This is a genomic window from Pseudomonas sp. AC172 (genome assembly GCF_979258595.1).
In genome coordinates this window covers 3,411,842-3,429,546 of record NZ_OZ409868.1, presented here as the reverse complement: position 1 = coordinate 3,429,546, position 17,705 = coordinate 3,411,842, and the positions used below count along the sequence as shown (strand labels likewise).

17 protein-coding genes are annotated in these 17,705 nt (G+C 52.5%); 16 read left to right on the top strand and 1 reads right to left on the bottom strand.

The window, feature by feature from the left end:
* Positions 1–12: 12 nt before the first annotated feature.
* The 16 genes from hisC (at position 13) to ACZ0A4_RS15320 (ending at position 16,787) form a co-directional block, all read left to right on the top strand.
* A complete protein-coding gene (gene hisC, locus ACZ0A4_RS15395; RefSeq protein ID WP_463575441.1) occupies positions 13–1,125 on the top strand; it encodes a histidinol-phosphate transaminase in 1,113 nt (370 codons plus the stop codon).
* Positions 1,126–1,153: 28 nt separating this feature from the next.
* Complete coding sequence (locus ACZ0A4_RS15390) at positions 1,154–3,361, top strand: bifunctional prephenate dehydrogenase/3-phosphoshikimate 1-carboxyvinyltransferase (RefSeq protein WP_463577562.1); 2,208 nt, start codon at positions 1,154–1,156, stop codon at positions 3,359–3,361.
* Positions 3,358–4,047: a (d)CMP kinase gene (gene cmk / locus ACZ0A4_RS15385; protein WP_064391442.1), complete on the top strand. Its 690-nt coding sequence runs from the start codon at positions 3,358–3,360 to the stop codon at positions 4,045–4,047. The genes ACZ0A4_RS15390 and cmk overlap by 4 nt, the downstream gene beginning before the upstream one ends.
* A 119-nt stretch (positions 4,048–4,166) precedes the next feature.
* Positions 4,167–5,855, top strand: a complete 1,689-nt coding sequence (gene rpsA, locus ACZ0A4_RS15380; protein ID WP_463575440.1) for a 30S ribosomal protein S1 — start codon at positions 4,167–4,169, stop codon at positions 5,853–5,855.
* A 205-nt stretch (positions 5,856–6,060) separates the two neighbouring features.
* A complete protein-coding gene (locus tag ACZ0A4_RS15375) occupies positions 6,061–6,339 on the top strand; it encodes a hypothetical protein (protein WP_141127064.1) in 279 nt (92 codons plus the stop codon).
* A 152-nt stretch (positions 6,340–6,491) separates the two neighbouring features.
* Positions 6,492–6,788: an integration host factor subunit beta gene (gene ihfB / locus ACZ0A4_RS15370; RefSeq protein WP_003189779.1), complete on the top strand. Its 297-nt coding sequence runs from the start codon at positions 6,492–6,494 to the stop codon at positions 6,786–6,788.
* A gap of 27 nt (positions 6,789–6,815) precedes the next feature.
* The gene (locus ACZ0A4_RS15365; RefSeq protein WP_463575439.1) at positions 6,816–7,055 is read left to right on the top strand and encodes a lipopolysaccharide assembly protein LapA domain-containing protein; all 240 of its coding nucleotides are present in this window, start codon (positions 6,816–6,818) and stop codon (positions 7,053–7,055) included.
* Between the two features lie 224 nt (positions 7,056–7,279).
* Positions 7,280–8,356 (top strand): dTDP-glucose 4,6-dehydratase, encoded by a 1,077-nt coding sequence (gene rfbB, locus ACZ0A4_RS15360; protein ID WP_463575438.1) that lies wholly within the window; start codon positions 7,280–7,282, stop codon positions 8,354–8,356.
* A complete protein-coding gene (gene rfbD, locus ACZ0A4_RS15355; RefSeq protein WP_463575436.1) occupies positions 8,353–9,246 on the top strand; it encodes a dTDP-4-dehydrorhamnose reductase in 894 nt (297 codons plus the stop codon). The genes rfbB and rfbD overlap by 4 nt, the downstream gene beginning before the upstream one ends.
* Entirely contained in the window at positions 9,243–10,133 is an 891-nt protein-coding gene (gene rfbA, locus ACZ0A4_RS15350) for a glucose-1-phosphate thymidylyltransferase RfbA (RefSeq protein WP_463575434.1), read from the top strand. The genes rfbD and rfbA overlap by 4 nt, the downstream gene beginning before the upstream one ends.
* 54 nt (positions 10,134–10,187) lie before the next feature.
* Entirely contained in the window at positions 10,188–11,108 is a 921-nt protein-coding gene (locus ACZ0A4_RS15345; RefSeq protein WP_463575432.1) for a glycosyltransferase, read from the top strand.
* A 5-nt stretch (positions 11,109–11,113) separates the two neighbouring features.
* Positions 11,114–12,085: a UDP-glucose 4-epimerase family protein gene (locus tag ACZ0A4_RS15340; protein WP_463577561.1), complete on the top strand. Its 972-nt coding sequence runs from the start codon at positions 11,114–11,116 to the stop codon at positions 12,083–12,085.
* A 142-nt stretch (positions 12,086–12,227) separates the two neighbouring features.
* Positions 12,228–13,481: a glycosyltransferase family protein gene (locus tag ACZ0A4_RS15335; RefSeq protein ID WP_463575431.1), complete on the top strand. Its 1,254-nt coding sequence runs from the start codon at positions 12,228–12,230 to the stop codon at positions 13,479–13,481.
* A gap of 71 nt (positions 13,482–13,552) precedes the next feature.
* Positions 13,553–14,833 carry a glycosyltransferase gene (locus tag ACZ0A4_RS15330; protein ID WP_463575430.1) on the top strand — a complete coding sequence of 427 codons (1,281 nt, stop codon included), beginning with the start codon at positions 13,553–13,555 and terminating at the stop codon, positions 14,831–14,833.
* A gap of 59 nt (positions 14,834–14,892) precedes the next feature.
* A complete protein-coding gene (locus ACZ0A4_RS15325; RefSeq protein ID WP_463575429.1) occupies positions 14,893–15,813 on the top strand; it encodes a glycosyltransferase family 2 protein in 921 nt (306 codons plus the stop codon).
* Positions 15,814–15,935: 122 nt separating this feature from the next.
* Positions 15,936–16,787, top strand: coding sequence for a class I SAM-dependent methyltransferase (locus ACZ0A4_RS15320; RefSeq protein WP_463575428.1), 852 nt, complete (start codon positions 15,936–15,938; stop codon positions 16,785–16,787).
* A gap of 198 nt (positions 16,788–16,985) precedes the next feature.
* On the opposite strand, the gene ACZ0A4_RS15315 is transcribed toward ACZ0A4_RS15320, so the two are convergent.
* Positions 16,986–17,672 carry a metallophosphoesterase family protein gene (locus ACZ0A4_RS15315; protein ID WP_463575427.1) on the bottom strand — a complete coding sequence of 229 codons (687 nt, stop codon included), beginning with the start codon at positions 17,670–17,672 and terminating at the stop codon, positions 16,986–16,988.
* Positions 17,673–17,705: the final 33 nt, after the last annotated feature.

Genomic DNA, 17,705 nt, shown 5'->3' with positions numbered 1-17,705 from the left:
GGGTGGTAGCAAATGAGTGGCAACTTCCTCGCTCTGGCACAGCCGGGCGTGCAACAACTTTCGCCGTACGTGCCGGGCAAGCCTGTGGACGAACTGGCGCGCGAGCTGGATCTGGATCCGGCAAAAATCGTCAAGCTGGCGAGCAACGAAAACCCGTTGGGTGCCAGCCCTAAAGCCTTGGCGGCGATTCGCGAAGAGCTGGCCGAGCTGACCCGTTATCCGGACGGCAACGGTTTTGCGCTGAAATCCCTGCTGGCCGAGCAATGCCGTGTCGAGCTGAACCAGGTTACCTTGGGCAACGGCTCCAACGACATTCTTGAGCTGGTTGCGCGTGCCTATCTGGCGCCGGGCTTGAATGCGGTGTTCAGTGAGCACGCGTTTGCGGTGTATCCGATTGCCACTCAGGCGGTCGGCGCGCAAGCCAAAGTGGTTCCGGCCAAGGATTGGGGGCATAACCTGCCTGCGATGCTCGCGGCCATCGATGCCAATACCCGCGTCGTATTTATCGCCAACCCGAACAACCCGACCGGCACCTGGTTCGGCGCTGAAGCGCTGGACGAGTTCCTGCAGGATGTTCCGGAGCACGTGCTGGTGGTGCTGGACGAGGCGTACATCGAGTACGCCGAAGGCAGTGATCTGCCGGACGGTCTGGATTTCCTCGCCGCTTACCCGAATCTTCTGGTGTCGCGCACGTTCTCCAAGGCCTATGGTCTTGCGGCACTGCGTGTTGGCTACGGCTTATCGACCCCGGTTGTTGCTGATGTGCTGAACCGTGTTCGCCAGCCATTCAACGTCAACAGCCTCGCCCTGGCGGCAGCCTGTGCAGCGTTGAAAGACGAAGAGTATCTGGCGCAAAGCCGTCAGCTAAACGAGTCGGGCATGCAACAGTTGCAAGCCGGTTTTCGTGAGCTGGGCCTGAACTGGATCGAATCCAAAGGCAATTTCATCTGTGTCGATCTCGCTCAGGTCGCGGCCCCGGTGTTCCAGGGCTTGCTGCGCGAAGGCGTGATCGTACGTCCGGTGGCTAACTACGGTATGCCGAACCACCTGCGGGTGACCATTGGTCTGCCGGCAGAAAACAGCCGCTTCCTCGAAGCGCTGCGCAAGGTTCTGGCTCGTGGGTGATGTCACTGCACTGCAATCTGCTGCACCTATGATCGGTCGCCTTGTGGTGGTCGGTCTGGGGTTGATCGGTGGTTCGTTTGCCAAAGGCTTGCGTGAAAGCGGTATCTGCCGCGAAGTGGTCGGGGTCGATCTTGACCCGCAGTCGCGCAAGCTGGCGGTTGAGTTGGGCGTTGTGGATCGCTGTGAAGATGACTTGGCGGCTGCCTGTCAGGGCGCTGACGTGATTCAGCTGGCAGTGCCGATCCTGGCCATGGAAAAAGTGCTCGCGCGTCTGGCGAGCGTGGATCTGGGGCAGGCGATTCTGACAGATGTCGGAAGTGCCAAAGGCAATGTGGTGCGCGCGGCGACCGAGGCGTTCGGCGGCATGCCGACGCGTTTCGTGCCGGGTCATCCGATCGCCGGTTCCGAGCAGAGCGGGGTGGAAGCCTCCAATGCTGAACTGTTCCGACGTCACAAGGTAATCCTCACGCCGCTTGAGCAAACTGATCCGGCGGCGCTGGCTGTGGTTGATCGACTGTGGCGCGAATTGGGCGCCGATGTCGAGCACATGCAGGTCGAGCGTCACGACGAAGTGCTGGCCGCGACCAGCCATTTGCCGCACCTGCTGGCCTTTGGTCTGGTCGACTCGTTGGCCAAGCGCAATGAAAATCTTGAGATCTTCCGTTACGCTGCGGGCGGTTTCCGCGATTTCACAAGAATCGCCGGAAGCGACCCGGTGATGTGGCACGACATCTTCCTCGCCAACCGCGAGGCTGTTCTGCGCACACTCGATACATTTCGCAGTGACCTCGACGCCTTGCGCGACGCGGTCGATGCAGGGGATGGGCACCAATTGTTGGGCGTTTTCACTCGCGCCCGGGTTGCCCGCGAGCATTTCAGTAAAATCCTGGCCCGCAGGGCCTATGTGGACGCTATGAACTCCAACGATCTGATCTTCCTGGCTCAACCTGGTGGCCGCCTGTCCGGTCGGATTCGCGTACCGGGTGACAAATCGATTTCCCACCGCTCGATCATGCTCGGTTCGCTGGCCGAAGGCGTCACTGAAGTCGAAGGCTTCCTCGAGGGCGAAGACGCTCTGGCGACCTTGCAGGCATTCCGCGACATGGGCGTGGTCATCGAAGGCCCGCATCACGGCCGCGTGACCATCCACGGTGTCGGTCTGCACGGTCTGAAGCCGGCGCCGGGCCCAATCTATCTGGGCAACTCCGGTACTTCGATGCGGCTGCTGTCCGGCCTGCTGGCTGCGCAGAACTTCGACAGCACACTGACTGGCGATGCGTCGCTGTCCAAGCGCCCGATGAATCGCGTAGCCAATCCGTTGCGTGAAATGGGCGCCGTGATTGAAACTGCTGCTGAAGGTCGTCCACCGATGATTATTCGCGGTGGTCACAAGCTTAAGGGCCTGACCTACACCATGCCGATGGCCAGTGCTCAGGTGAAATCCTGCCTGTTGCTCGCCGGTCTGTACGCTGAAGGCAAGACCACCGTGACCGAGCCGGCTCCGACTCGCGACCACACCGAGCGCATGCTGCGCGGTTTCGGCTATCCGGTCAGCGTTGAAGGCGCTACGGCTTCGGTCGAATCTGGCGGCAAGCTGACGGCGACTCACATTGAAGTTCCGGGCGACATCTCGTCGTCAGCGTTCTTCCTTGTAGCGGCCTCGATCGCTGAAGGTTCGGAGCTGGTGCTTGAGCACGTCGGCATCAACCCGACTCGTACCGGCGTTATCGACATCCTGCGCCTGATGGGCGCGGACATCACTCTGGAAAACCAGCGTGAAGTCGGCGGCGAGCCTGTGGCTGACCTGCGTGTGCGGGCAGCTAAACTCAAAGGTATCGAGATTCCGGAAGAGCTGGTGCCGCTGGCCATTGACGAATTCCCTGTACTGTTCGTGGCTGCGGCCTGTGCCGAAGGGCGCACCGTGCTGACCGGCGCTGAAGAGTTGCGGGTCAAGGAGTCGGATCGTATTCAGGTGATGGCGGACGGCTTGCTGGCGTTGGGCGTCAAGTGCCAGCCGACCCCGGACGGCATCATCATCGACGGCGGCCAGATCGGCGGCGGCGAAGTGCATGGTCATGGCGATCACCGTATCGCGATGGCTTTCAGTGTGGCCTCTCTGCGCGCCACCGCACCGATCCGCATCCATGATTGCGCCAACGTCGCGACGTCATTCCCCAACTTCCTCGCGCTGTGCGGGCAGGTCGGTATTCGTGTGGCGCAAGAGGCTCAGTCGTGAAAAACATTGCACCGGTCATCACCATTGATGGGCCAAGCGGCTCGGGCAAAGGCACCGTAGCCGGAATTCTGGCCAAGCGTCTGGGCTGGAATCTGCTGGATTCCGGTGCGCTTTACCGTTTGCTGGCATTTGCTGCGCACAACCATGGCGTTGATCTGACCAACGAAGAACTGCTGAAGAAACTTGCCGCTCATCTGGATGTTCAGTTCATTGCGGCGACCGAAGGTCAGTTGCAGCGAATCATTCTGGAAGGCGACGAAGTCAGCGATGTCATCCGCACCGAAAGCGTCGGCTCCGGCGCTTCGCAAGTGGCTGCATTGCCCGCCGTGCGCGAGGCGCTGCTGCAGCGCCAGCGCGCTTTTCAGGAAGCGCCGGGCCTGGTGGCCGATGGTCGCGACATGGGCACAGTCGTTTTTCCTGATGCGCCGCTGAAGATTTTCCTGACCGCCAGTGCCGAGGAGAGGGCGCGCCGTCGATATTTGCAGTTGAAGGGCAAAGTCGAGGGTGTTAGTCTGTCGAGTCTGCTAGATGAGATCCGTGCGCGCGACGAGCGTGACACCCAGCGAGCGGTAGCCCCGCTTAAGCCGGCGGCTGACGCCATACAGCTGGATTCCACGGAGTTGTCCATCGATCAGGTGCTTGAACGCATCATGAGCGAGATCGCCATTCGCGATATCGCCGGGTGACCAAGAAGGTTGCAGGGGACCAGTCATAGTCCTGCGGCGCTTCTTCTATATGAAACTAACCCACACCGTCTGGGGTGTGGAGATGGGCGTATCCTTCGCCCTCATTTACAGGAATTAAAATGAGCGAAAGCTTTGCGGAACTCTTTGAAGAAAGCCTAAAAACCCTGAACCTTCAGGCAGGCTCCATCATCACCGGTGTTATCGTTGATATCGATTACCAGGCTCGCTGGGTAACCGTTCACGCTGGCCTGAAGTCTGAAGCACTCATCCCGCTTGAGCAGTTCTACAACGACGCTGGCGAACTGACTATCAATGTCGGTGACGAAGTTCACGTTGCTCTGGACTCGGTTGAAGACGGTTTCGGTGAAACCAAGCTGTCCCGTGAAAAAGCCAAGCGCGCTGAGTGCTGGATCGTTCTGGAAGCAGCATTCGCAGCTGAGGAAGTGGTCAAGGGCGTTATCAACGGTAAGGTTAAAGGCGGCTTCACTGTCGACGTTAACGGCATCCGTGCGTTCCTGCCAGGTTCCCTGGTTGACGTCCGTCCAGTGCGCGACACCACGCACCTGGAAGGCAAAGAGCTGGAATTCAAGGTCATCAAGCTGGACCAGAAGCGCAACAACGTTGTCGTTTCCCGTCGCAGCGTCCTGGAAGCCGAGAACTCCGCCGAGCGTGAAGCTCTGCTGGAATCCCTGCAGGAAGGCCAGCAAGTCAAAGGTATCGTCAAAAACCTCACCGATTACGGCGCATTCGTCGATCTGGGTGGCGTGGACGGCCTGCTGCACATCACCGACATGGCCTGGAAGCGCATCAAGCATCCTTCCGAGATCGTCAACGTTGGTGACGAAATCGACGTTAAGGTTCTGAAATACGATCGCGAACGCAACCGTGTTTCCCTGGGCCTGAAGCAACTGGGCGAAGATCCATGGGTTGCTATCAAAGCCCGTTACCCAGAAAGCACTCGCGTTACCGCTCGTGTAACCAACCTGACTGACTACGGCTGCTTCGCTGAGCTGGAAGAAGGCGTTGAAGGTCTGGTACACGTTTCGGAAATGGACTGGACCAACAAGAACATCCACCCTTCGAAAGTCGTACAAGTCGGCGACGAAGTGGAAGTTATGGTTCTGGACATCGACGAAGAGCGTCGTCGTATCTCCCTGGGCATCAAGCAGTGCAAATCTAACCCATGGGAAGATTTCTCTGGCCAGTTCAACAAGGGCGATAAAATCTCCGGCACCATCAAGTCGATCACCGATTTCGGTATCTTCATTGGTCTGGACGGCGGCATCGACGGTCTGGTTCACCTGTCCGACATCTCCTGGAACGAAGTGGGCGAAGAAGCCGTACGTCGTTTCAAGAAGGGCGACGAGCTGGACACCGTTATCCTGTCGGTTGACCCAGAGCGCGAGCGTATCTCCCTGGGTATCAAGCAACTGGAAAGCGATCCGTTCTCCGAGTACGTCTCGGTTAACGACAAAGGCGCAATCGTTACTGGCACCGTGAAAGAAGTTGACGCCAAAGGCGCCATCATCGTTCTGGCCGACGATATCGAAGCGACTCTGAAAGCCTCCGAAATCAGCCGTGACCGCGTTGAAGACGCGCGCAACGTTCTGAAAGAAGGCCAGGAAGTAGAAGCCAAGATCATCAGCGTTGATCGCAAGAGCCGCGTGATCCAACTCTCCATCAAGTCGAAAGATGATGCTGAAGAGAAAGAAGCTATCCAGAGCCTGAAATCGGCTCCGGAAGGTGAAGCAGCTGACACCACCATGGCTGGCCTGCTGCGCCAGGCAATGGCGGCCAAACAGAACTAAGTTCTGATTGGGCAATAAAAAGGGCGACTTCGGTCGCCCTTTTTTGTGCCTGCGATTTAGTGTTTCGAGTCATGCATGAAGGTTTCAGTGAAACCAATCCCGCTTCTGGGCGGTCTGTTTCTTTAATCGGATCAATCGTCTATTCACGTCTAAGCTTGGTCTTAAGCGTGTAGTCGTCGGGCAGTTGCCTGGCATAAGGAAGTGGATGAACAAGTTTATTATCCTCGTGGCTGTACTTGTTCTGGCTGGCTGTACGACCAGTGCCAAGACCCATGCCGTGCGTGGTGTCAGTGGTATAGAAGTCGACTGCTCTGGGTTGGGCTCTGGCTGGGAGAAATGCCAGAAGCGCGCGGCAAAGGAGTGCAAGGGCGCGGGCTACAAAGTGATCACCCGATCGGACGATGCCAAGGATGAAGATGAGTTTCCTTTTGGCTTCAACCCGGCGGGCTACGTGACGCGAACCATGCTGGTGATCTGTCGATAAGCCTGCATTGCTCAGTTTGTTGCTTTCATGCCCTGAAAGTGGGCGTTTCGGCGCCTATGAAGATATGTCAATCCCTGGGCTGTTCAAAATCTTCCGGGCGTGCTAAAACCTTTCAAGCGCTGATCTAGCTGCTTGAAAAAGAAGGGAAAAATATGACGAAGTCGGAGTTGATCGAACGAATTGTCACCCATCAAGGGCTGCTCTCATCCAAGGATGTGGAGCTGGCCATCAAGACCATGCTTGAGCAAATGTCCCAATGCCTGGCCACCGGTGATCGCATCGAGATCCGTGGGTTTGGCAGCTTCTCCCTGCACTACCGTGCGCCGCGCGTTGGTCGTAACCCTAAGACAGGTCAGTCGGTCAGTCTTGACGGGAAATTCGTTCCGCATTTCAAGCCGGGTAAAGAATTGCGTGATCGGGTAAATGAGGAAGAGGAGGAGGGGGTTTGACAGTCGCTATCTCTCAAGGGGTTGCTCATGCGTAACCTCAAACGCATATTTCTCGGCGTTTTTATTCTTTTACTGATTTTGGTGATTCTGGCGTTTGTTCTTGAGAATCAGCAGTCAGTATCTTTATTGTTTCTCGGTTTGTCTGGTCCGCAGTTGCCGGTTTCGCTTGTTGTGGTTTTGGCATTGCTCCTCGGCATGCTGATTGGGCCGGCGCTTGGCTGGTTTTTCGGGCGCTCGTCCAAAGCGATACGCAAGCGAATGGTTTGAAAGCAACAAGTGCGGGGCATCTGTCGAATTGCGCCTCTACCTGTTTATATCCATTAGTAAAACGTTCGTTAAGCTGTAAAATGCAACCCTTGTTCGACGATGCCTATACTGCATGTCGATTAGACTGACTCTGACGGAAACCATCATGTCTGGTGGTTTCTGCATTCATGGATTAGGCCGCGCTCTTTGATGGCGCTGTCCGCAGCTCAAGGGTATGGTTTAGCGTGAAAATTCTAGTTACCGGCGGCGCCGGGTTTATCGGCTCGGCAGTCATCCGTCACATCATCTCCAACACCACCGACTCTGTCATTAACGTCGATAAGCTGACTTACGCCGGCAACCTGGAGTCTTTGGCTGAAGTCAGTCAGGATTCGCGTTACGTATTCGAGCGCGTTGATATCTGTGACCGTGATCAAGTCGACCGTGTTCTGCGAGAGCACCAGCCTGATGCGATCATGCACCTAGCCGCAGAGTCCCATGTTGACCGTTCAATTTCGGGCCCGTCCGAATTCATCCAGACCAATATCATCGGGACTTACACCTTGCTGGAAGCTGCGCGCCACTATTGGGCGGCGCTGGATGATGCGCGTAAAACCAGCTTCCGTTTCCATCACATTTCCACTGATGAAGTGTATGGCGATCTTGAAGGTCCGGAAGATCTCTTCACCGAAACCACGCCTTATCAGCCAAGTTCACCATACTCGGCGAGCAAAGCGAGCTCTGATCACCTGGTTCGCGCTTGGGCCCGCACCTATGGCCTGCCAACGCTGGTTACCAACTGCTCGAACAACTACGGCCCGTGCCACTTCCCTGAGAAGCTGATCCCGCTGATCATCCTCAATGCACTGGAAGGCAAGGCGCTGCCAGTTTATGGCAAAGGCAATCAGGTTCGTGACTGGCTGTATGTTGAAGATCACGCCCGTGCGTTGTACAAGGTCGTAACCGAAGGTGTTATCGGCGAGACGTACAACATCGGTGGCCACAACGAGAAACAAAATATCGAAGTTGTGCATACCCTTTGCGCATTACTGGACGAACTACGCCCAGAATCCGCTTATCGCCCTCACGCCAATCTGATTACTTATGTGCAGGATCGTCCGGGTCACGATCAGCGTTATGCGATTGATGCGAGCAAGATTCAGCGAGAGTTGGGTTGGACTCCGGAAGAAACCTTTGAGACCGGTATCCGCAAGACCGTTGAGTGGTATTTGAGCAATACTCAGTGGGTAGAGCACGTGAAGAGCGGCAGCTATCAGCAGTGGATCGACCAGAACTATAGTGATCGCTCAGATAAAGCATGAAAATCCTTCTTTTTGGAAAAAATGGCCAGGTTGGCTGGGAGTTGCAGCGGTCACTGGGGCCTTTGGGTGAATTGATTGCGCTGGATCGTCATTCAGTCAACGGCCTGCGTGGTGATTTATCTGACCTGGAAGGCTTGCGCGCAACGATCCGTCATTTGAAGCCTGATGTGATCGTCAATGCCGCCGCGTATAACTCAGTCGATAAAGCTGAGACGGAGAGCGAACTTGCAGGCCTGATCAATACTCAGGCAGTCGGAGTTATGGCAGAGGAAGCCATGGCCTTGAATGCTTTGCTCGTTCACTATTCAACTGATTACGTCTTCAGCGGTGAGGGGGCATCTCCCTGGCAAGAGCAAGATCCTGTGGCGCCCCTTAACCAGTACGGGATTAGTAAGCGCGCCGGTGAAGAAGCAATTATCGCTTCTGGCTGTTCGCACTTGATCTTTCGAACCAGCTGGGTTTACTCCACTTGGGGTAATAATTTCGCAAAAACCATGTTACGTCTAGCCAAAGAACGGGAAACCTTGAATGTGATTTTCGATCAGTTTGGTGCGCCGACCGGTGCCGATCTGATCGCTGACGTAACTGCCCACGCTATTTTGAAAGTGAGGCAGGATGCACAGCTGGGTGGAATGTATCATCTTGTTGCCGATGGTGAAGTTTGCTGGCACGGCTATGCTTTACATGTCATAGAGTTTGCTCGAAAGAATGGTGAGCAATTGAAGGTGACCGAACTTAATCCGATAGAGTCGATTGCCTACCCGACGCCTGCGCGCCGTCCCTTGAATTCACGTATGAACACCCAGAAATTGCGAAATAATTTTGCCCTTCGATTGCCAGAGTGGCAAAGCGGCGTAAACAGAATGCTGATGGAAGTTTTTAATAAATGATCAAGACAAATCGAAAGGGAATTATTCTGGCCGGCGGTTCGGGAACCCGCTTGCACCCATTGACCCTGGGTGTTTCCAAGCAAATGTTACCGATATACGACAAACCGATGATTTTTTATCCGTTGTCCGTGCTCATGCTTGCAGGTATGCGAGAGATCCTGATCATTTCCACCCCGGAAGACCTGCCAAATTTCCGCAAGCTATTGGGGGATGGCAGTCGCTACGGTATTCAGCTGACCTATGCAGAGCAACCAAGTCCTGACGGTCTGGCTCAGGCATTCATTATCGGTGAGGAATTCATTGGCAAGGACCCATGCTGTTTGATCCTCGGCGACAATATTTTCTACGGCCAGCACTTCTCCGACAACTTGCGTTCCGCGAGCATTCAAGAGAAAGGCGCAACGGTATTCGGTTATCACGTTTCTGATCCAGAACGTTTCGGCGTTGTCGAATTCGATGCTTCTGGCCGCGCGCTCAGCATTGAAGAGAAGCCCTTGAAACCGAAGTCCAGCTACGCCGTCACGGGTCTTTATTTCTATGACAACCAGGTTGTAGATATCGCCAAGGGTATCAAGCCCTCTGAGCGAGGTGAGCTGGAGATTACTGACGTCAATCGCGCCTATCTCGAGCAAAAGACACTTAATGTCGAAATGCTCGGTCGAGGGTTTGCTTGGCTCGATACCGGCACTCACGACTCACTGTTGGAGGCGAGCCATTTCGTCCATACCATTGAACACCGACAAGGTCTGAAGGTGGCTTGTCTGGAAGAAATTGCATACAACAATGGCTGGATTACTGCGCAACAGCTGGGCCAGCAGGCAGAAGCCCTGAAAAAAACCGGTTACGGGCAATACTTGAAAAAACTATTGGATTCGAGCTCTTTCTGAATTGGAAAGTGCGCTTTCCATATAAAGCTTTCAATCCGTATAAGCAGGAATGGCATGCCAGTAGAACATCCGAAGGTTGCAGTTTTACTGGCTGCCTACAATGGAGTACCGTGGATCGAGGAGCAGCTTTCCTCAATCCTTGATCAATCAGCAATTGATGTCACCGTATTTATCAGCGTTGACCAATCTTCTGATGGTACCGAAGCCTTGTGTCATGCATACGCTGCCACGCATCCAAACGTAGTGGTTCTATCCGATTCAGGGCGCTTTGGTGGTGCTTCGCGGAACTTCTTCAGGCTTATCCGCGATGTTGATTTCAGCCACTTTGAGTTTATTGCCTTCGCGGATCAGGATGATATCTGGCATTCCAGCAAACTGCTGCGTGCCACCCAATGCATCGCAGAACAAAAAGTTGATGCTTATTCCAGTAATGTCACTGCATTCTGGCCCGACGGCAGAAGTATCCTTCTGGACAAGGCGCAACCACAGGTCGAGCTGGATTATTTCTTCGAGGCTGCCGGCCCGGGTTGTACCTACGTCATGAGTAATGCTCTGGCCAGCTCGTTGAAAACCTCAATGCTTGAAAACTGGCAGCGGCTGCAAGACGTCAGTTTGCACGACTGGTATTGCTACGCATATGCGCGCAGTAATGGTTACCGCTGGTATATCGATCCGGTGGCATCAATGGATTATCGTCAGCACGAGCGTAATCAAGTAGGCGCCAACACGGGGCTGCGCCCTTTGATTTCCCGCTATAAAACCATTCATGACGGATGGTGGTTCAGTCAGGTTGGGCTCATTGCTGCGTTGGTAGCACCTGATAAGACAGCGTCGAGGATCATTCGTCGATCGTTACATGGTACTCAACTTCTGAAGCTCTCATTTAATGCCTGGCAATGCAGACGCCGGATAAGAGACAAGGTTTTCTTCTTTTTTATTTGTTGGGTTAACGCATTGTTGGGGAGCAAGTCTTGAGTTTTCTGCCAAAGCCCAGGGTTCTTGTGTCCGGAGCAAGCGGATTCATAGGGCTGCGCTTGATCATGCGCCTGTTGCTCGATAAAAAATACGCTCCCATCGCCGCTGCGCGTCGCGTCACACATTTGCAGGGATTATGTCCTGTTATGTCTTTCGACCTGGATAACCCGGATGGTTTGCCTGATCTAAACGGCGTCGACGTGGTTATTCATACGGCAGCGCGAGTGCATGTGATGAATGACTCCGCTGCGGATGCCTTGACTGAGTTTCGTAGAGTTAATGTGGCAGGAACGCTAGAACTGGCCAGGCGCGCGGCTGAAGCTGGAGTGCGGCGCTTCATTTTTTTGAGTTCAATCAAGGTCAATGGGGAAGGCACACTGCCGGGAAAACCCTTCAAGGCGGATGATACACCCGCGCCTCAGGACCCCTATGGTGTTTCTAAGCTCGAGGCAGAGCAGGCGCTGAAGCAACTGGCTCTTGAGTCCGCAATGGAGGTTGTGATCATTCGACCTCCGTTGGTCTATGGGCCGGGAGTCAGGGCCAATTTTTTAAGTATGCTGCGATGGCTCGACAAAGGAGTTCCGCTGCCTTTGGGTGCCATTCACAACCAGCGCAGTCTTGTCGCGATTGGAAACCTGGTGGATTTCATCATCATCTGTATAGAGCATCCAGCGGCGGCTAACCAGACATTTCTGGTCAGTGATGGCCAGGACCTGTCCACCCCTCAGTTGTTGAAACGTCTGGCCAGCGCTTTGCAAAAGCCATCGAGGCTAATTGCTATGCCTCAGTGGATGATAGTGTGGGTGGCGAGGTTATTCGGCAAGCAAGCGTTGGCGAGTCGTGTGTGTGGATCACTGCAGGTTGACATCTCGAAGAACTATGAGTTATTGGGTTGGGTTCCACCAATAACTCTGGATCACGCCATACGTCAGACCGCCGCTCACTTCCGGGAAATGTTGGTAATGCATCATGACTGACGCCTTGGCAGGTGCGACGGAATTGTTGTTTATGGATGTAAAACAGCTGGATGGCTTGTTTTTATGACGGTGGTTCGCGCCATTGTGCAGCGAAATGCCTTTAATCAACAGGTCAGACTATTTTTATTACTATGGATTATTTATGTCATTCAGCAAGATAAATTTCTGGATTGAAGGTGATATTTCAACAACAAGGATTATGGCGCGCCTGCTGAATGACGTGACTGATGATCAATGCGACACCCGAATGCTAAGTAGCGTCGGCTGGTCGTCTCTGGTTAGTGGTGTCAATATATTTTGCCGCTCGTGTGACCCCAGGTTTGCTTGGTTGCCCGTGTACTTGCGCAAACACGGCATCCCTTATGCTTATTATCTTGATGATAACTTCTGGAAAATTACCGGCACAGGAGAGTTGGCGCGTTACTATAAGTCGGCGGAGGTTGTTCTGTCGCTTGATGCTTTTGTTGAAAATGCCAGTTTTGTTATTACGCACAATGAGACGTTCGCCGAATTTATCACTCGAAGATTTCCCGATGTGAAATGCGAGTTGCTGCCCGTTCCTTTTGACACTTCACTGATTCGCAAAATAGCGAAGGATCTTGCGGTCAAGCCCGCCAGAGACGCTGTGGTCGGTTATGCCGGGGGCTATAAGGAGGCAGAATTTGAACTGCTTCAGGAAGTGGTCGAACAGCTGGGTAAAGAGCGGCCGGAAATTCGTTTTGAATTCATTGGCGGAGTGTCCGATGAATTGCGCAGTTTGAATAATGTGCAATGGTTTCCGGGTTCTTCTGACTATTCGAAGTTTCTTGAGCTTAAAATGGCAAGAAACTGGAGCGTGGGGTTGGCGCCCTTGATGGAGAGTCAGTTTAACTCCTCGAAAACCAATAACAAATTTCGAGAGTATGGCGGTTGCGGTATATCGGGAATTTATAGTAATACGACACCCTATGTTGAGTGCGTCGTTCCCGAGCGCTCGGGTCTTTTGGTCGATAACAACGTAGAAGATTGGGTAGAGGCCATCAAGCGACTCGTCGACACTCCTTCGTTGCGGGAAACGATAAAGCAGGAATCTTCCAAGTATGTCGAATTGACTCACTCACATGATTCGATTATGCCTACCTGGAGAGCGGCACTGGACACTATCTCTGATCTACCCGCACGTTCGATATCTTCCAGAGTTCGCTTCAACTATGTTAAGCACTATCATCTCTCTGGCATGTCGCGAGTGGCGAAGAAAATGGAAGGCGCAACGGCGGCCTCTATATATGGGTTTGTATTGAGAGGTAAGTTTAAGACGCTGCTGAGTAGAATTCCTGTTAGAAAGATAATCAAAGTGTCGGCCTTCTTTGTGTTGATCGCTGCCGGGTTCTACCTTCTTAAAGCGGGCGTAATGTGATCAGAAAAAATGTTTTTATAATTTGCAATGATGTCGTTGGGTTGAAAATGGCTGGGCCGGCAATCCGGTGCGTGGAAGTTGCAAAAGTTCTTTCAAGAAGTTTTGATGTTGAGCTCTACGCGCCGAAGGTCGAGCAACTGTCTGACGTGTTGTTTAAAATAAAAACATTTTCCGATCCGGGTTTTAAGTCCGCTGCTGAGCAGGCCGATTTTATAATTGTTCAAGGTGACTCTTTAAGGGCTCACCCTTTTTTAAAGGAAGCTAAAGGTTGTCTGGTCGTTGATCTTTATTGCCCAATTCCGCTCGAATATCATCAGGCATCCGCTGGCGTAACGCTTGATGTAAGAGGAATGACCAGCAACTTTTTATGTGATGTTCTGCACGAGCAGCTTGTGTATGGGGATCACTTTATCTGCGCCAGTGAAAAACAGAGAGAGTTTTGGCTGGGGGCATTAACACTGGCTGGCCGAATCAATGCTTATCGATGGCCCCAAGCAAGTCATGCAGATGTGTCAGAGCTGGTATCACTGCTGCCCTTTGGGCTTTCTTCGCAACGACCGGAGCCTACCAGGAAAGCATTACGCTTGGCCTTTGATATACCCTCAAAGGATTTTGTCCTGGTGTGGGGAGGCGGGTTGTATCAGTGGTTTGATCCATTGACGCCTATCAGAGCGGTTCATCGCCTGGTGTCGGAAGGCGCGCGAGTGCATTTAGTGTTCATCGGCGTAAAACATCCCAATGCGAGTATCACTCAGCACGACATGTGTGCTCAAGCGGTTGATTTGGCTACCGAACTCGGTCTGATCGACAAGTGGGTTCACTTCAATTTTGGCTGGGTGGATTACGACGATCGACATAACTTTCTGTTAGACGCAGATGTCGGTATAAGCTCGCACTTTGACAATCCTGAAACACGCTTCTCGTTTCGAACTCGCATGCTTGATTATATGTGGTGCGACTTGCCGATTATCGCGACCCGGGGTGATGTGTTTGGTGACTCCCTGACGGATGAGGGGATCGGCATATCCGTAGGTTTTGAAGATCTCGAAGAATGGACCCAAGCTATAACGGTCATGATGAATGATGTCGACGCACTCAAAAATTATCAGGAAGCTGTTAGCAAGTATTCGCAAGGTTTTCGCTGGGAATCAGTGGCAGATTCTTTGCGTGAAAAACTTGAGACGATGGTAGTGGCGCCTGATAGATCGCTGGTCCGGTCTCATTACAAGAGTGCTAATGATTCATCGGGTTTTCTTTTTCGATTACGTCGTCTTTATAAAACAGGTGGCGCTCTTTCGGTGTTTTCCGCGGTTTGGCGGCGTTTGCGGCGAATCAGAGGCAATAGGGTTTGAAGGTAACGTGATTTGATATTTCGTACCTATATAAGTGGACATGAGTAATCGAGTTTTATATGGAAAATCAAGTCCCGTCTGTGTGTGCAGTGATCATCACCTTTTATCCAGATTTGGAGAATTTAAGGAATCTGGTCGAGTCTTTAAGTCAGCAGGTAGACAGTGTAGTTATCGTGGACAATGGGTCGTCAGACTCCATGGATTTTTTCGCCAGTACATTTGGCACTTCCAATAAGCCCGCTGTCATCAGTCTTGGTGAGAATTTTGGCATCGGCCATGCCCAAAATGTGGGTATTGAATTTGCCAAGACTGCAGGAGCTGCTTATGTCGTTCTGTTTGATCAGGACAGCTGCCCCGAAAAAAACATGGTTATGAAGTTGCTTTCAGCGGCAACAGAGCTGGAGTCATCTGGCATTCCATTAGCAGCCGTTGCGCCGAGTTATCGAGACTTCGATGGCGGTAAATTGTCCAGTTTTGTTCGTATCGGATATTTCGGCTTTTCTCGCATAGATTGCGCCCCCGGTATTCGCGTGGTCGAAGCCGATTTTCTTATTTCCTCCGGGTCGCTGATCCCTCTCTCGACAATCAACAAAGTCGGCGGCGTCGATGCGAGCCTTTTTATCGATCATGTTGATACCGAATGGTGTTTGAGGGCGAAGTCCCTGGGGTTCAGGCTTTTTGGTGTAAGCGACGCGATCATGCTGCATTCGCTGGGGGACCGCAGAACCAGATTCTGGTTTCTTCGCTGGCGGACCGTTCCCTATCATTCATCCTTTCGTTATTACTATATGTTCCGCAATAGCGTCCTCCTTCAGCGAAGACCTTATGTGCCGATGCGCTGGAGGATGGCCGACACGGCGCGATGCCTGCGCGCGCTGATTTTTTTTGGCATTTTTTCATCGGATCGACTGGCGTGCGTTAAGATGATGCTTCGCGGTTTCCGGGATGGAATGGCCGGCGTCACTGGAAAGATGAAATGAGTTTAATCAGTCGCCGGTGAACTCGGAAGTTTGATGATCCGGTAACTTCACGGTAAAGGGCTTGCATCGGATTTACGTTTACATCGCTGGAAGCCATATCAAATATTAGTGGGTTTTTATTTATGATAGTTCTTGATATTGGCTGTGGAAGGAAAAAGATCACTGGGGCAATCGGGATTGATTTTTCTGCGATGAGCGATGCGGATATTACGCTTGATCTCAATAAAGAAAATTTGCCATTCGAAGACAGCAGTGTCGATTTGATATTCTCTTCTCATACTCTTGAGCATCTGACGATTGAAGGCTTTCTCCATGTCATGCAAGAGTGCTATAGGGTTTTGAAACCGTCGGGCCAACTAAAGATAGTTGTTCCTTATTTTACGACGACGGCCAACCTGGCGAATCCGTTTCACAATAACAATATCTGTTTTAATGAGCATACCTTTCGGTTCTTCTCTTCGGATACAGAAACAGATGCACTGCCCAAGCAGGAATACGTATCGCCTAGTTGTCCTCACTGGGGGTTGAGATATTCTGCAAATAGTGAGATCGGAATTGAATTCAAGACGTTAGCTATGTCTTATTTTTATTTTCCTGAATATGCGGATGCCACTGATTCGGAAAAGTTTCTGGCACGCTCTTCAAAAATGAATGTCGTCGACCAGATCGCCTATTCCCTTGAAGCCGTAAAACCATGTCCAGTCCGACCTGAAACCGGACCGGTCGGAACGAGTGATGATCCTTTTGTATTCGTTGAGCAGCAACTTGAGCACATCAGGAATCAAGTTGCGTATCTTGAGGCAAGGGAAGTCGGTGAGAGTGTTCTCTATGCTGCAAGGCGTGCTGTGACTGCTGCTAAAGCAGATGAAGGCATTTTCAGCGTTGATGGGGTTTTGACACCAGTTAATTTCCTGGTATATGAGCTTGATGTCATTATCCAGGACCTTCGACGCAAAATTGATGGTTTAGAGTGACAAGGCAACTTTCTCTGCAATTTTGCATCTTCCGACAGTTCTAGCGCTTTTTACGTCGGTTGTCGGGAATTTTGATTGCTGATCAGCGTTTGTTTGTTGTCTAGAAGCAGACCCAGTAGAAATAAATGTTTGATTGGGGGCCGGGAAGGGTAAGTCTCCTGCTCGGCCGAACGCCATTGAGATGCTGTTCTCGAGTGGTTAAGCGGTCCTCGATAGTATTTCGATCATAGCCTCTTGAATTCCGACCTCTCGAAGCTTGTTCTTGTATGCATCAATATCATAGGCAGCACGGAAGAATTCTACGGTTCCTGAGTGCGGATCAATTGACGCATAGCAGGCCCCGGGTATTCTGTCCCTGGCCTGGCCTACAGAGCCAGGATTTACAATGATGCCTTTTTCAGCAGGGCGTCGCATAGGATGATGGGTGTGTCCAAGTACCAGGTAGTCGGTCGCATCGGGCCAGACGAAACCTATATGCGTATCTTTGTAAATGTACTCCTCGGCGTTGTGCGGGCTGCCATGTGCTATGTACAGGGCAGCACCAACGGGCGTGCCGTTTTCGTCACCGGTAAACCGTAGTTCTATAGTGTCCGGGAGTGAAGAGAGCCATTCCAGATTCTGCCGGGTCAGCGACTCTCTTGTATCCTGAATTCGGTACTTGGATTCACGGCTATCGGAATAGCTGAGTTCACCGAGAACATACTTGTCATGGTTGCCTTTTATGCAATGTACCTGGCGCTCCCGGAGTAGTTGGCAGACTTCGTTCGGCTCCGTGTAATAGCCCAATAGATCGCCAGCACACACGATATCCGCTGTAGTCGGTATAGAGTCCAATACCACCTGCAGAGCGGGGAGGTTGGCGTGTACATCGGCAATGATGTACACGGGTTCTCCACGGTAAGGTAACAGCAATTCGAG

Excerpts from the sequence above, each read along its gene's own strand:
- hisC (WP_463575441.1), top strand. The coding sequence starts at position 13 with ATGAGTGGCAACTTCCTCGCTCTGGCACAGCCGGGCGTGCAACAACTT.
- ACZ0A4_RS15390 (WP_463577562.1), top strand. The coding sequence starts at position 1,154 with ATGATCGGTCGCCTTGTGGTGGTCGGTCTGGGGTTGATCGGTGGTTCG.
- rpsA (WP_463575440.1), top strand. The coding sequence starts at position 4,167 with ATGAGCGAAAGCTTTGCGGAACTCTTTGAAGAAAGCCTAAAAACCCTG.
- ACZ0A4_RS15375 (WP_141127064.1), top strand. The coding sequence starts at position 6,061 with ATGAACAAGTTTATTATCCTCGTGGCTGTACTTGTTCTGGCTGGCTGT.
- ihfB (WP_003189779.1), top strand. The coding sequence starts at position 6,492 with ATGACGAAGTCGGAGTTGATCGAACGAATTGTCACCCATCAAGGGCTG.
- ACZ0A4_RS15365 (WP_463575439.1), top strand. The coding sequence starts at position 6,816 with ATGCGTAACCTCAAACGCATATTTCTCGGCGTTTTTATTCTTTTACTG.
- rfbD (WP_463575436.1), top strand. The coding sequence starts at position 8,353 with ATGAAAATCCTTCTTTTTGGAAAAAATGGCCAGGTTGGCTGGGAGTTG.
- rfbA (WP_463575434.1), top strand. The coding sequence starts at position 9,243 with ATGATCAAGACAAATCGAAAGGGAATTATTCTGGCCGGCGGTTCGGGA.
- ACZ0A4_RS15345 (WP_463575432.1), top strand. The coding sequence starts at position 10,188 with ATGCCAGTAGAACATCCGAAGGTTGCAGTTTTACTGGCTGCCTACAAT.
- ACZ0A4_RS15335 (WP_463575431.1), top strand. The coding sequence starts at position 12,228 with ATGTCATTCAGCAAGATAAATTTCTGGATTGAAGGTGATATTTCAACA.
- ACZ0A4_RS15325 (WP_463575429.1), top strand. The coding sequence starts at position 14,893 with ATGGAAAATCAAGTCCCGTCTGTGTGTGCAGTGATCATCACCTTTTAT.
- ACZ0A4_RS15320 (WP_463575428.1), top strand. The coding sequence starts at position 15,936 with ATGATAGTTCTTGATATTGGCTGTGGAAGGAAAAAGATCACTGGGGCA.